The sequence below is a fragment of the Nostoc sp. DSM 114159 genome (assembly GCF_053470285.1).
This window is the reverse complement of record NZ_JBPFEH010000001.1, coordinates 8,040,674-8,056,983: the sequence shown is the minus strand read 5'-3', so window position 1 is coordinate 8,056,983 and position 16,310 is coordinate 8,040,674. Positions and strand designations below refer to the sequence as shown.

The following is a 16,310-nucleotide window of genomic DNA, read 5'->3' as shown; positions in this document are numbered from 1 at the left end:
TTAGGACATGAACCAATTGTCAAACCCCGACACCAAGGATTTTTAAGCCTGTTGCCTATTAGCTGTTGCCTGTTATATCAAACCACCAACTAATAGGGTTGCTTGTAGAAGCAAAGACATCCCGCAACAGCAAACGTGTCTAAGTTAGTTTGGAGCTTATGAATGTTAGAGAAAATTAATACCCTCAATGGTTTTCAGGCAAACTTAGCAGACCAAGAAGCACTCGAAACTACGCTCCTGACCCATCCAGAAATTGAAGAGTGTCGGGTATTAATCCGAGAAACAGAAACCGCAGATATGTGGTTCGTTGCCTACGTAGTTGCATCAGGAAAATCTTCGTTGGCACAACTAAATGCATATTTGCAGGGTCATTTGCCAAATACTATCCCGCCTCAAGCCTACGTTTGGTTATCCAGATTGCCGCTCACCAGCGAAGGACTGATTGACGATCGCCGTCTAACTGATTTAGCCGTGATTGACATAGATTTGGTCGAGCGATGGGAGTCGTCTTTGCGATCGCTCCCCTCGATTAACCAAGTCGCAGTTATCGTACAAGACCAGACGAAACAACTACCACCATTACACGTTTCGGATTTGCTAGGGAATCCTCAAGCAACAAAGCTTAATTTTCAATTAGAGGATTCTGGAGAAAAACTAAAATCCGATGGCGTAAATCAACAATTTGAGCTTTCACAATCTCAGATAAAAGCCAAAGCAATTAGTCATGGCGAACCTTTACAACTGGAAATAGACGCGATCGCTAACTTAACGGAACTACTTCAAAGGGCAGCGTTACAAACCTCAAAAGGAATTACTTACATCCAACCCGATGATACTTACCAAAACCAATCCTACAAAGATTTATTAGACGCAGCTCAACGGATTTTGGCAGGTTTGAGAAAATTAGGACTTGTGCCTCAAGATAGAATTCTCTTTCAATTTGACCAACCTGAAAATTTCATTCCTGCCTTCTGGGGTTGTATTTTGGGCGGATTCATCCCAATTCCTTTATCCGTTCCTCAGAGTTACGATCGCTCTGATGGTTTCGTTAATAAATTAGCTCAAATCTGGCAAAGACTAGAACCAAGCTTAATACTGACTAGCGATCGATTAGCACCTGAACTGAGATGTTCCCTGACAGACTTGCCACTTGACAATTTGGCGATCGCTACCCTCGATGAGTTGCAATCTCACGATCCCGATCCTAACTGGTATGTTCCGGCGGCCGATGATTTGGCAGTACTGTTTCTCACTTCTGGTAGTACAGGTACGCCGAAAGCAGTTATGCAAAGCCATCGCAGTCTTATCTGTCGGTCGGCTGCGAGTGTGCAAATGAACGGGTTTACCCAAGAAGATGTTTCCTTAAACTGGATGCCACTCGATCACGTTGCCGGATTAGTGTATTTCCATATTCGGGATGTGTATGTGGGTTGTCAACAAATTCATGCCGTCACCGATTGGGTGTTGCAACAACCCCTAAAATGGCTTGATTGGATGTCTGATTATCGCGTGAGTGTAACCTTTGCACCGAATTTTGCCTATGGGCTAATCAACGCCGCCGAAGCAGAACTTTCTCAAGGGCATTGGGATTTATCATCAGTGCGATACATCTTTAACGGTGCAGAAGCTATTGTCGGCAAAACTGCGAAAAAATTTCTCGAATTGCTGACAGCGCACGGACTCCCGACTACGGCAATACATCCGGCTTGGGGAATGGCTGAAACTTGTTCGGGAGTGACTTACTCTCACAACTTTTCTGGAGAATCAACCACTGATGAAGATGCATTCGTAGAAGTTGGAGCGCCGATTCCCGGATTTTCTTTGCGGATAGTTGATGCTCAAGACCAACTCGTTGAAGAAGAAGCGATCGGAAGGCTGCAAGTCAAAGGATTGACAGTAACATCAGGTTATTTTGGTCAACCAGAACTGAATTCGGAGGTATTTACAGAAGATGGCTGGTTCAATACGGGAGATTTAGCTTTCTTACGACAAGGACGTTTAACAATTACAGGCAGAGAGAAAGACGTTATTATCGTCAATGGACTGAATTACTATAGTCATGAAATCGAAGCAGTTGTTGAAGAAATTGCAGGTGTAGTTGTTTCTTACACTGCCGCAGTTGCAGTCCGCGATGGAGAAACTACAGAAAAGCTAGCTATATTTTTCCATGCAGGTGAAGCGAATGAAATGCAAATTTCAACGTTGATGCAAACCATTCGTCAGCAAGTTATCCAACGTTGTGGGATCAATCCCAGTTATGTAATTTCAGTTGAAAAAGCTGCGATTCCAAAAACGGCCATTGGCAAGATCCAGCGATCGCAACTGGTTAAACGCTATGAATCAGGTGAATTTAAACCTATCCTCCGTCAGTTTGATATCTTGACTGGCAATGCTAACACAATCCCTGACTGGTTTTATCGCCGAATTTGGTGTGTTAAGCAGTTAAATCACAATCGGCAGCCAGTTAAACTTCCGACTCAGAAATTCCTCGTGTTTCTCGATAATTTAGGTTTAGGAAATTACCTGTGTACAGAACTCAAACGCAATAATCAATCTTATATCTGCGTTGAAGCAGGTACGGATTTTATCAAATCTGAGCAAGGCGATCGCTTTACCATCAATCCCGAAAATCCCGATCACTATCAGCGGTTGCTAGAGTCTTTGGCATCGGATATTCCCACTCAGATTTTGCATTTATGGACTTATAACGAGTCTGCGGGTCAAGTGTCTAGTAGTTCGCCAAGTGAACTTGGCGGGGGAAAGGGGAAAGGGGAAGGGGGAAAGGTTTTAAATCCCTTAGCCTTTACCCCTTCCCCTTTCCCCAGCCCTCACCCGACTTCTAGCCTAGAGGAACTAGAACGCGCCCAATACTTAGGACTATATAGCATTCTATTTTTAGTGCAAGCCTTAGCAAATGCCAAGGAAAAACACCAACTACTAGATATAGGCATTCAGTTACAAGTCATTTCTAACAACGTCCAGTTAACTAGCAGCGATGATGCGATCGCTTATGAAAAATCGACACTTATTGGATTGCTAAAAACAATTCCTTTAGAACTATCTTGGTTGCACTGTCGCCACCTTGACTTAGAAATTGGGTCGCTGGAAACAAATGCAAACTATGTTTTTAAAGAACTAAATGTTACCAAAGATGATAGTGAAATTGCTTATCGTCAAGGTCAACGGCTAGTCTCGTCACTCGCCAAAGTCGATATGCTTGCTAGTCCAAGCCAGGAAATACCAATTAAACCAGGGCAGACTTATCTGGTAACAGGCGGATTGGGTGGAATTGGGACTTCCGTTTGCCAATATTTACTTAAGCAATATGGTGTGCGATTGCTGATTATTGGCAGAACAAATTTGCCACCAGCAACAGAATGGTCGCAGCATCTCGAACAGAATACAGCGATCGCCAAGCGACTGAAAAATTATCAATCTCTCTTGGCGATAAGTGGCGATTTATTATACAAGTCAATTGATATCTGCGATCTAACTTGCTTACAACAGGCTGTCACTGAGGCAGAGTTGAGATGGAATCAACCTCTGGCAGGAATTATTCATCTGGCAGGTGAAGGCGACCTCAAACACCACTGGACGGTGATGGAAAATCACTGGATAGCTGTAGCTACATTAGAAAGCTTTCGTACCATGCTACGTCCGAAAGTTCAGGGCACTTGGACGCTTTTTCAACTGATTCAGAATCGGCCAGATGCCCTTTTCATCGGCTTTTCTTCCGTAAATAGTGTGTTTGGGGGAGCAACCTTTAGTGCCTATGCTGCTGCCAACAGTTTTTTAGATGGTTGTTGTCAGTATCAGCAATACCATTACCATCCTCATGCTTACTGCTTTAACTGGAGCCAGTGGGATGATGTTGGTATGAGCGAGGGAAACCCGATGCACAGCCGGGAAGCAGCTCATCGCTTGGGGTATCAGAGTATTACTCAGGAACAAGGTTGGCGTTCCTTAGTGGCAGGTTTATCGCGTCATCAACCGCAGCTAATTATTGGTTTAGATGGCAGCAATCATCATATTCGTCGATATCTGAAGACAGAAGCCGATAACGTCCAGAAATTAACCGCTTATATTACGACGATTGATGGTGCAGGGTTGTATGGTTGGGAGCAAATGAGAGTTAGCGATCGCTTTGGAACTCCGAGCCATTGTGAAATTGTACAGCTTCCAGAAATGCCCGTAACACAAACGGGTACGATAGACATTGCCAAAATTATTGGCAGCAATCAGAAGCACAACCAACCTTGGCAAGTCGTTTTGCCCCAAACTGACATTCAACGCGAGATAGCTCAAATATGGCAAGACGTGCTGGGCATTTCTTCAGTGAGTATCGATCGCAACTTTTTTGAACTAGGTGGCAGTTCGCTCACCTTGGTTCGGGTTCACGATCGCTTACAAAAACAATTTGGGCAACATCTGTCACTGATTGACTTGTTCCAATATCCAACGATTCAGACGCTAGCAGAATTCCTGAATCAAGCTCAAATGCTATTGCCGGAGCGATCGCAATTATCGCCATCCGAGCGCGTGGGTAAAATGAAAGATACCCAGCAATTAGAAATTGCCATCATCGGTATGTCCGGGCGTTTTCCAGGAGCCAAAACACTCGATGAATTCTGGGAAAACTGCTGTAATGGCGTGGAATCGATTTCATTTTTCAGTGATGAAGAACTGGAGTTAGCCGGAATCGATTCCTCATCCTTTAATGATGCCAATTATGTGAAAGCTAGTGGTATCTTATCTGACATTGATTTATTTGATGCCGCGTTTTTCGATATCTCTCCCAAAGAAGCCCAAATCATGGACCCGCAGCATCGCCTGTTTTTAGAGTGTGCTTGGGAAACACTGGAAAATGCTGGTTACGACCCTGCAACTTATACAGGATTAATCGGGGTTTATGCAGGCATGGGGATGAATCTTTATGCAGGTCGAACCTACTGGAATCACAATCTTTACCCAAATCGGGAGCGATTAGAATACGTTGATGACTCGCAACTAGCGATCGCCAATGGTACAGATTTTCTTCCCACACGGGTTTCATACAAATTCAACTTGCAAGGGCCCAGTGTCAACGTGCAAACCGCTTGCTCAACTTCCTTAGTTGCAGTGCATCAAGCTTGTCGGAGTTTGATTCAGGGAGAATGCGATATGGCTCTGGCTGGCGCTGCGGCGATCGCCGTACCTCAAAAATCTGGTTATCGGTATCAGCCCGGAATGATTCTTTCACCCGACGGTCACTGCCGAGCATTTGATGCCAATTCACAAGGAACCGTTGGCGGCAATGGCGTTGGAATTGTGATGTTGAAACGATTGGCAGATGCGATCGCCGATGGAGATAATATTTACGCTGTTATTAAGGGTTCTGCGATTAATAACGATGGCTCCCAAAAAATCAGCTATACGGCTCCCAGCGTTCAGAGACAGGCAGCAATGATTGCCCAAGCCCAAGCGATCGCAGATATTAATCCAGAAACTATTACTTACATCGAAACCCACGGAACCGGAACGACTCTCGGCGATCCGATTGAAATTGCAGCATTAACCCAAACATTTCGTGCCAAAACACAGAAGCAACAATTTTGCGCCATCGGTTCTGTAAAGACTAACATCGGACATTTAGATACAGCTTCAGGCATAGCAGGATTGATTAAAACAGTTTTGGCACTCAAGCACCGATTGCTACCGCCTAGCCTAAATTTTAAACATCCCAATCCCAAGATTGATTTTGCTAACAGTCCATTTTATGTAAATACAACTTTATCAGACTGGCAAACAGACCAAACACCTCGGCGGGCTGGCGTAACTTCTTTGGGTGTTGGCGGTACGAATGTTCATGTGATTTTGGAGGAAGCACCAACAGGGGGCAGGGGAGCAGGGGGCAGGGGGCAGGGAGCAGGGGAGCATACTTCGACTGCGCTCAGTAACCGGGGGAGCAGGTGGTCACTGAGCGTAGCCGAAGTGGGAGTAGGGGAGCATGTCAAATCGTTGTTGACGCTTTCGGCAAAAACTGAGACAGCGTTACGGGAATTAGCTCGGCGGTATGTGGGGTTTCTGGAGTCTCATTCAGAAGTATCTTTGAGAGATATTTGTTATACGAGTAATGTGGGGCGATCGCATTTTGATTATCGGCTGGCCTTGGTTGCCGATTCACCCGCACAATTGAGAAATCAACTCACAACATTTATTGCCGAAAATTCGCGCACTCGCTTTCAGGCTTCAGGGGTAGCTTTCCTGTTCACTGGACAAGGTTCGCAGTATATCGGTATGGGACGAGAACTTTACGAAACCCAACCTGTTTTCCGACAAGCCATAGAACGCTGTGCCCAAATTCTGGACTCATTATTAGAGCAACCATTGCTAGAAGTGCTGTATCCGTTAGGGGAAAGGGGAAAGGGGAAAGGGGAAAGGGAAAAGAACTTAGGGGGTCATATTCTGGATGAGACGGGCTATACCCAACCTGTCTTATTTGCTCTGGAATATGCATTGTCCCAGCTATGGCAATCTTGGGGTATCAAGCCTAGTGTTGTGATGGGTCATAGTGTGGGCGAATATGTTGCTGCAACTGTTGCAGGTGTATTCAGTCTGGAAGATGGATTGAAACTCATCGCTGCACGGGGAAAATTGATGCAAGCACTACCGCAGACTGGGGCGATGGTAGCGGTATTTACTGATTTGGAACAAGTATCTGCGGTTATTGATTCATTGCCGGAGGTGGCGATTGCAGCAATCAACGCACCAAGACAAATCACGATCTCTGGTGCAGCTGGGGCGATCGCATCGGCTGTGGCTATCTTAGAAGCCAGAGGAGTGCAAACAAAGTCACTGAAAGTTTCCCATGCCTTTCATTCGCCGTTGATGCAACCAATGGTGGCAGAGTTTGGGCAGATTGCCCAGCAAGTGAGCTACCGTACACCAAACCCGAATATTCGTTTCATTTCCAACATCACAGGGCAATTGGCAGGAGTGGAGATTAGCACGCCTGAATATTGGGTGCAGCATATTTTGCAGCCAGTGCAATTTGCTAACAGTATCGTCAGCCTGTCAGCGTTAGGAAATTTGGCTTGTTTGGAAGTGGGGCCGCACCCAATTTTAGTAAGCATGGGTCGTCAATGTATCCCAGAATCACGACATCTGTGGCTAGGGAGCCTCAAATCGCAAGAATCAGATTGGCAGCAGATGTTGACCAGTTTAGCGGCGTTGTATGAGCAGGGAATATCGGCGAATTGGTCGGAGTTTCATCGGGGATCTGAGCATCGGCGCGTGGTATTGCCGAATTATCCCTTTGAGCGATCGCGTTTTTGGGTTGAACCAAACAAAGACAGCAGCCACAAAAATGTTCAACTCTCCTCTGCAAATCTCAAATCTTCTCATCCTCTGCTCGGTTCTAGATTGCACTTGGCAGACTCGAAAGAGATTCGTTTCCAGACGCAAATCAGTTCTAATTTCCCCGCTTTTTTAGCTGACCATCGCGTTTACGGAAAAGTAATTATGCCGGGAACCGCCTATCTAGAGATGGTTTTGGGGGCAGCAGCTAAGGTTTTGAAATCCAAAAATTTAATTTTAGAAAATGTCTTATATAAACGGGCGTTAATTTTATCAAAAAATGAAGTTAAGACGCTCCAGCTAATTCTTCAACCAACGGAACAACAAGGATATTCCTTTGAAATTTTTAGTTGTGAATTAGATGAAGAAGATTCACCATCTTGGATGCTGCATGTTTCTGGAAATGTCACCGCATCCAATCTCAAACCATCGCTGGAACTTTCTGCAACGCACTGTTTCCCCAAGGAAGTAGCCTCCCACAACCAAGCCGAACATTACCAACAGTTTCTTCAACGAGGAGTTGATTATGGTGCGAGTTTTCGGGGAGTTAAACAGTTGTGGTTGAATTCAGAAGTAGTCACAGGAGAGATTGAGTTACCCCAAACATGCGTAGAAACAGATACCTATCAGTTTCATCCAGCATTCTTGGATGCTTGTTTTCAGGTTTTACAAGCTAAATTCCCAGAAGATAATAGCAAAGAGGCTTATGTGCCGATCGCCATCCAGCGATTGCAAGTTTGCGATCGCCCCAGCAACCGACTATGGAGTTTTGCCAAAGTACATCCTAGCCAGAACAGTAACAAAACACTGATTAGCGATTTACAATTAGTTGCAGATGATGGTGAAATTCTAGCGGTTGTTGAAGGTCTGCAACTTCAAAGGGTCGCTGCGGCTACATTGACAGTCTCTCCTCAAGTGCTGCCGCCAGATTGGTTGTATCAAATCGAATGGCGACCTCAAGCCCGAATGGGGCGATCGCTCTCACCGGATTACCTGCTCAATCCCAAGGACATCAGCCAAAACCTGATTCCTCAATTGGCCGAACTTTTAACAACAACCTCATCAAACGAGGAATTTTTACCCCAACTTGAAGCCCTCAGTGTGTCTTATGTAATCAGTGCCTTACAACAACTAGGATGGGACTTTCAACTCGGATTGCAGTTTTCCTTTACAGAAATAGCTGAACAGTTGGGGGTGATTAGCCAGTATCATCAACTGCTACATCGGTTTCTAGATATTTTGACTGAAGCAGGGTGGCTCAGACCTCTTGATTGTGCCAACGGCAAACATCACTGGGAAGTAATTAGCGCCCTCGATCGCCAAACGCCGCAACCAGACCGACTGTTAGTCCAATTCCCTACCGGAGATACTGAGATCGCCCTAGTAGAACGCTGTGGTGCCAGCTTACCAGAGGTACTTCAGGGAAAACTTGACCCGCTACAATTACTATTTCCTAATGGTGATTTCACCCTGCTGACGCAACTGTATCAAGATGCCCCAGCTGCTAGAGTGATGAATACATTGGTGCAAAAGGCAGTTTCCGCAGCACTGCTGCGAGTACCACAGAAAAGCAAGATCCGCTTGCTAGAAATTGGGGCGGGAACTGGCAGCACAACCGCTTACATTCTGCCGCAATTGAATAATGATCAAGCTGAATACACCTTCACAGACATTTCACCGTTGTTTGCAGCCAAAGCACGGGAGAAGTTTCGAGATTACCCATTTGTCCGCTATCAATCTTTAGATATCAGCCGAGATCCAGCGACTCAAGGCTTGGAAGGGCAACAATATGATGTGATTCTGGCAGCCAATGTGTTACACGCGACACCAGATTTACAACAAACATTGACCCACGTCCACAGCTTATTAGCACCAGGCGGAATTCTGGTGATGTTAGAAGTCACCGATCGCCATTGTTGGCTGGATCTGAGCTTCGGTTTGACCCCAGGTTGGTGGTTGTTTGCCGATCGCTGGTTGCGACCGAATTACCCGCTCTTAAGTAGTGCCGAGTGGCAAGATGTGTTGCAAGCGAATGGATTTACATCGGCGGTGGCGATCGCACCTAAAAACAAAATCATCGGTTCCCTGGCTCAGGCTGCGATCGTTGCCCAAAAAGGAACCGAGAGCCATGTACCACAAAACTGGCTAATTTTAGCAGATAGTCAAGGTATTAGTCAGAAACTTGCTCGACGGTTTCAAGAACGAGGAGATACCTGTACTCTAGTTTTTCCCGGACAGGAATACGAACTGTTGAGCGAGTTCGAGTTCAGGATTAATCCTCACAAACCGGAAGATTTTCAGCAGTTGGTTTCGCACATACTTAGCAAGCGATCGCGTCTCTCAGGGGTGGTACATTTGTGGAGCCTGGAGAGTAAAGAAACTGCACCAACCTTAAGCGTCGAAGATTTGCAAGCAGCAACCCGTATTGGCTGTGGCAGTACTCTGTACTTGGTGCAAGCCCTAGTTAAAAAGATGGGTATAACGCCACCTCAGTTATGGGTAATAACTAGAGGAGCAGTTGCCGATAAAGCTGGATTAGTTCAATCGCCCCTATGGGGAATGGGAAAAGCGATCGTCAAAGAACACCCAGAATTACAGCTTCGCTTGATAGATTTAGACCTCCAAGAAAATTATCGGCTTCAAAATCCCCTTGATGCACTATTTGCAGAGTTGACATCACCGGATCGAGAGAACCAAATTGCATTCCGTAATGGGATACGTCAAGTGGCAAGACTGGTTCCTTACCGGGGAAAACAAAATCATAATCAAGCAGATATCCCCATCCACCCAGATAGTACCTACTTAATTACTGGTGGATTAGGGGGACTGGGACTGCTAATTGCCCATTGGTTAGTAGAACGTGGGGCAAAGCACTTAGTTCTCATGGGACGCAGGGGGACAAGCGAACAGAGCGATCGCCAGATTCAGCAGCTTCAGGCACAAGGTGTATCAGTGATGGTCATGCAAGCTGATGTATCTGTGCAGTCACAAGTGGCAAAGGTATTGGCAGAAATTGACCGCAGCCACCCGCCTCTACACGGCATTATCCATGCCGCCGGAGTTTTGGATGACGGAGTTTTACTCCAACAAACTTGGGAGCGCTTTCATCGAGTCATGGCAGCGAAAGTACAAGGTGCTTGGAATCTGCACGCATTAACCCAAACCTTACCGCTCGATTTCTTTATTTTGTTTTCTTCGGCTGCTTCTGTTTTAGGTTCTGCCGGTCAAGCTAACCACTGCGCTGCCAATGCCTTTTTAGACGCTTTAGCACATTATCGTCATCAATTGGGGTTATCGGGATTGAGTATTAACTGGGGAGCTTGGGCTGAAATTGGTGCAGCCGCCGAGCGTCAGTTCGGTAAGCAACTCCAACATCAGGGAATGGAAATGATATCGCCATCCCAAGGTTTACAGGCTTTGGAGCAGAGCTTTTTTTGGGAGGTTGTTCAAGTAGGGGTGATGCCGCTCAATTGGCTGACATTTATGCAGCAATTCTCACCGGGGAATTGTCCGGCATATTTGACAGAGTTTTCGCAAGTGGGGATTGCTCAATCAGCATCACCACCGCCGATGGAAATTCAGCAGCAATTGCAAACTCATGACTTCGGCGATCGCTTGCAAATTTTAACCATTTACCTGAAAGAAAAGATTGCCAAAGTGTTAGGTTGTTCTGTGGATCGAGTCGATGCCAGTCAAGCACTGAGCAAAGCCGGACTCGATTCTTTGATGGCGATCGAAATCCGCAATCGGATCATCACAGAATTGGGAATTGACCTTTCTTTAGAAAAGTTTGTTGAAGGTTCCAGCATCAACCAACTAGCAGACCTGTTATTAAAACAGCTAGCTTTACAGGGACTCAACGAAAATTCGGCAACTGAAATCACTGAGGATGTAGAAGAAATAATACTATGAACCTAAATGCCCTTTTAGCCGAGCTTTCAGACCGGGGAGTGAAATTATTAGTTGATGGGGAACAACTCCGCATTCAAGCACCTAAAGGAGTTATCACTCCCGATTTACGGAATGCTTTAGCTAACAATAAAGTAGAGCTAATCCGGTTACTACATCAGAACAAAATCGGGGCTGCTTCCATTCCTTTGGTTCCGGTTTCACAAACGCAAAATGTGCCCGTATCCTTCCAGCAGGAACGCCTGTGGATTTTGGCTCAGTTAGCTGCTGTAGAATCTGCTCATAATATTGCTCAAGCCTTGCGGCTGAATGGGGATTTAGATTTAAACTGCCTAGAAAAAAGTCTTAATGAAATTTTCCGTCGCCACGATGTCTTTGGGACAACATTTGGGGTATCGGAAGGTAATCCTGTGCAAAATATTGCTGCACCAGAACCGTTTAAATTATCTGTTTTAAATCTTGAGCATTTAGATGCAACCGAACAATTAAAAACTTTCTGGCAACTTGCCGATGAAGCAGCCGAAGCTCCCTTTGATTTGGCGATCGCTCCTTTATGGCGGATTAAACTCATTCGCTTAAATGCACGCGAGCATATTCTCTTGCTCGTCATTCACCACATTATTAGCGATATGATCTCGATGGGTTTATGGATTCGAGAACTGGCGACAGTCTATAGTCATTTCTACAAGGGACAGCCTTCTCCACTGCCAGAACCTGCGATCCAATATCGAGATTTTGCCGTATGGCAGCGCCAGTGGCTCAACAATGATGCCCTCAAAAGCGAACTAGCTTACTGGAAACAGCAATTAGAGGGGGCATCATTTGAATTAAAATTACCCATCGACCATCCCCGACCGCCACTCCAGAATTTTCAGGGTCGGCGAAAGTTTTTTAAACTCGATCCTGTGATGTGGGCTGCAATCAAACAACGAAGTCACGAACAAATGGGAATTACTTCCTTTATGACTTTCGTAGCAGCGTTTAAGGCTTTGATTTATTTGTGTTCTCAGCAAGAAGACATTTTAATTGGCTTTACCGCCTCTGGTCGAGTTCATCCGCAAGTGGAATCCCTGATTGGTTTTTTTGGCTATCCTTTGTTGCTGCGTACAGATTTGTCTGGCAATCCGACTTTTACCGAAGTACTCAGCCGAGTGCGATCGGTGTTGTTATCTGCTTATGCTCACCAAAATGTCCCCTTTGGTAAAGTCGTTGAAGTCATGGGGTCGAGTCGGGTTGCACAAGATACTCCCTTTTTTCAAACATTCCGCACCGGATTAAGCTATGTCAACAGCCAACTACCGAGCGACCTAACAAATTTACCAAATCTGACGTTTTCATTAGTTGATGAGGGAATTTGGGGACCGACTGATTTAGATTTGTATACTTATATTTACGAAGTCGGAGCAGATTTACAAATAGGAATTGCATATAACACCGATATATTTGAAAGTGAAACAATCGATGCTTTTGGTAATGCTTTATTTCAAATTTTAGCACAATGGGTTGAGTCAAAAGATATTCGCCTCAATGAATTTAGATTACCAACAGACCTTGAGAGAAAAGCAAGATTAGCCAGAAGTCGATATCAAAAACAAAAATTGGCGATCGCAGCTACTTTTACCGCCGATTCGGTGGCAGATTCTCTAAAATTCTGGATGCAGCAACTCAATTTACCCTCAGAAATTACCTTTGCTCCCTATAATCAGGTTTTCCAACAACTGCTGACTCCTAATAGTCTGTTATCGCAAAATGAAACGGGAGTCAATATTGTTCTAGTGCGGTTAGAAGATTGGGTTAGGTTACAGGATTCACAAGAGTTATCTAGTAACGAAAAAAAGAATGCCATTGAGCGCAATACTAAGGATTTAGTTATAGCATTACGTCAATCCGGCGAACGGAATAAAATTCCCCATTTGGTTTGTTTGTTGCCAAGTAATTCAATAATTGCTGATGCAGAAATGGCAATTTTTTTGCAACAAATAGAAGCAAATTTATTAACGGAACTTGCCGATATTAGTGGGCTGCATATTATTAATTATCAGGAGTTAGCAACAAGCTACCCAGTAACTAACTTCTATGATGCTTATAGCGATGAAATCGGGCATATTCCATTTACACCAGCATTTTTTACAGCGTTAGGAACAATGTTGGCGAGAAAAATTCACTGCCTACATAGACCGCCTTATAAAGTAATTGTCTTAGACTGCGATCGAACCTTATGGCAAGGTGTTTGTGGTGAGGATGGAGTTGAGGGTATTGTCATAGATTCATCCTATCAAGCATTGCAAGAATTTATGATTCAGCAGTGCGATCGCGGGATGTTGCTATGTCTGTGCAGCAAAAATAATCAAGCAGATGTCTTTGCTGTATTAGACCAACGCTCCGATATGCTGCTAAAGCGTCACCATTTGGCGGCTTGGCAAATTAATTGGCAGACTAAATCAGAAAATTTAAAATTGCTGTCTCAAGAACTAGGGCTGAGTTTAGATAGCTTCATCTTTATTGATGACAATCCCATCGAATGCGCTGAAGTCCGCTATCACTGTCCAGAAGTTTTAACCCTGCAATTGCCCACAAATGCCACTGAAATTCCCCAATTCCTGGCTCATATCTGGGCATTCGATCGTCTCAAGATCACTGTAGAGGATCGACAGCGAACGATTGTTTACCAGCAAAATCGCCAACGTCAGCAAGCGGCAAACGAATCTCTCACGTTGCGAGATTTCCTCAATAGCCTCAATCTGCAAGTGGATATTATGGAAATGCAGCCCTCCCAGGTAGATCGTGTTGCTCAACTAACGCAGCGAACAAATCAATTTAACACCACCACCTTACGCAGAACATCGGCTGAAATCAAAACCTTTTGCCTGTTAGATACTCATACTTGCTATGTTGTAGATGTAAAAGACCGCTTTGGTAATTATGGTTTGGTGGGCATGATGATGGTACAGGCTACAGCATCAGCCCTGGTGGTAGATACCCTATTACTCAGTTGTCGAGTGTTGGGCAGAGGAGTTGAGTATCAAATGCTCAACTTCCTGGGTAAAATTGCCCTGGCACGCGGACTGAAGCAAATCGATATTATTTACAAACCGAGTTCCAAAAACCAGCCTGTTGGCGATTTTCTCGAACAGTTGACAGCCATTGCCAAGGAACCTTTAGCAGAAAGCTATTGCTATAAGTTATCAGCAGATGTTTGTCGATCGCTCGCTATTGCTTCTGAACGATTAGACAAAGAAGCAAAACATTCGGCATCTGAAGGGAATTTAACCCCAAGCGATCGGGCAATACCCCAGCAATCTGCCTACACCGCCTTATTCCAAAAAATTGCTTCAGATTGGCATACACCAGAGCAGATTCTCCAGCATATTCAGGAGTCTCAAGTTCAATACCAACAGCATCAGACATTTGTTGCACCTCGCACCGAAACCGAGAAACACTTAGCTGACTTGTGGCAAAACTTACTTCACAGATCCCCACTCAGCATCTACGATAACTTCTTCGATTTGGGAGGCAATTCTTTGTTAGCAGTGCAACTGCTGTCTCGGTTGCGAGAAACCTTGCAAGTGACTATACCCATTCATCAATTATTAGAAGTCCCAACAATTGCGGGAGTGGCTCAAGTAATTGAAGCGATCGCTCGGACAGGAATGGCTGCCCATTTAGCGATCGATTTGGCAGCAGAAGCTGTCTTAGATCCGGCAATTCGTCCAACTACACCATTCAAGTCGATCGCCCAACCCCAGGCGATTTTCTTAACTGGAGCAACCGGTTTTCTCGGTGCGTATTTAGTAGAAGAACTCCTGCAACAGACCACAGCTAATATTTATTGCTTAGTGCGAGCGCAGGATGTAGAACAGGGCATCCAACGTATCCAAAGCCATTTACAAGCATACGGACTTTGGCAAGAACAGTTTCGCTTTCGCATCATTCCAGTCATTGGTGATTTGGCGTTACCCAACTTAGGTCTGAACGAGTCACAATTCCATCAACTTAGCCATGAAATTGATGTCATCTATCACAATGGTGCTGTCGTCAATTTTCTTTATCCCTACGCCAAACTCAAAGCAGCCAATGTCCTGGGAACTCAGGCGATTTTGAGTTTAGCAACTCAAACAAAAGTCAAACCCGTGCATTTTGTTTCGACGCTGGGCATCTTTTCGGCTCCTGCTTATGCAAATGCTAACTCCATTCCAGAATCCGATGAATTAGCAGAATTTCAAGGGTTGCAAGGAGGTTATTTACAGAGTAAATGGGTAGCAGAAAAGCTAGTTATGCAAGCACGCGATCGCGGAATTCCTGTATGTATCTACAGACCAGGTGCAATCTCAGGACACAGCCAAACGGGAATCGCCAATGTGGATGACTTCTTTTGCAGCCTGACCAAAGGCTGTATCGAACTAGGTATGGTGCCGGATTTGGAATTCCCCCTCGATTTGACTCCAGTTGATTATGGTAGCAGAGCGATCGTCCACCTCTCTCAAAACCCTGACTCCTTCGGCAAGGCATATCACCTTGTTTCTCCTGATTGTCTGTCTTGGCGTAATTGGTGTGAGTTAGTTCGGTCTTTGGGCTATTCGCTAGAGCAAGTTTCTTACCATGAATGGTATGCTAAATTGCTACACAATGCGAAACACAATATTCCAAATGCTTTACATGCTTTTCTGCCATTGTTAGACGAACAATTATTAAAAAACGTACAGCTACCTGCGTTTGATTGCCAAAATACATTGACTGGACTTGCTGACACCAATATTATTTATCCAACAATAAACACCGAATTACTCAATATCTACTTTGCCTACTTCAAGAAAAGTGGATTTTTCAGCGGAGTTTAGCAACTGGAGTTTAGACTAAGCAGCAAAAAACGACGCAGGAATGCTGAGTTGAAAACAAGCAGGCTTCAGGCATGAAAGTTGGCAATGTTAAGTAGATTCTGGTTGTTTTTTACGTGGCAAGGAATTATGTCAAACCTGTGTGCTGTGAGGGTTTAATGCCATAAAACCTTAAAATGAGAATGAATTAGCGATCGCTAGATATTTACCACTACCAAGATTCTTATGGCG

General features: G+C 44.8%; 2 protein-coding genes. Both read left to right on the top strand.

Going from position 1 to position 16,310, the window contains the following annotated elements; translation table 11 throughout:
- The first annotated feature begins 162 nt into the window (after nucleotides 1–162).
- The gene (locus ACR5KR_RS33890; protein WP_448269741.1) at nucleotides 163–11,247 is read left to right on the top strand and encodes an SDR family NAD(P)-dependent oxidoreductase; all 11,085 of its coding nucleotides are present in this window, start codon (nucleotides 163–165) and stop codon (nucleotides 11,245–11,247) included.
- Nucleotides 11,244–16,082, top strand: coding sequence for a thioester reductase domain-containing protein (locus ACR5KR_RS33885; protein ID WP_448269740.1), 4,839 nt, complete (start codon nucleotides 11,244–11,246; stop codon nucleotides 16,080–16,082). Before ACR5KR_RS33890 ends, ACR5KR_RS33885 begins: the two co-directional genes overlap by 4 nt.
- The last annotated feature ends 228 nt before the right edge of the window (nucleotides 16,083–16,310 follow it).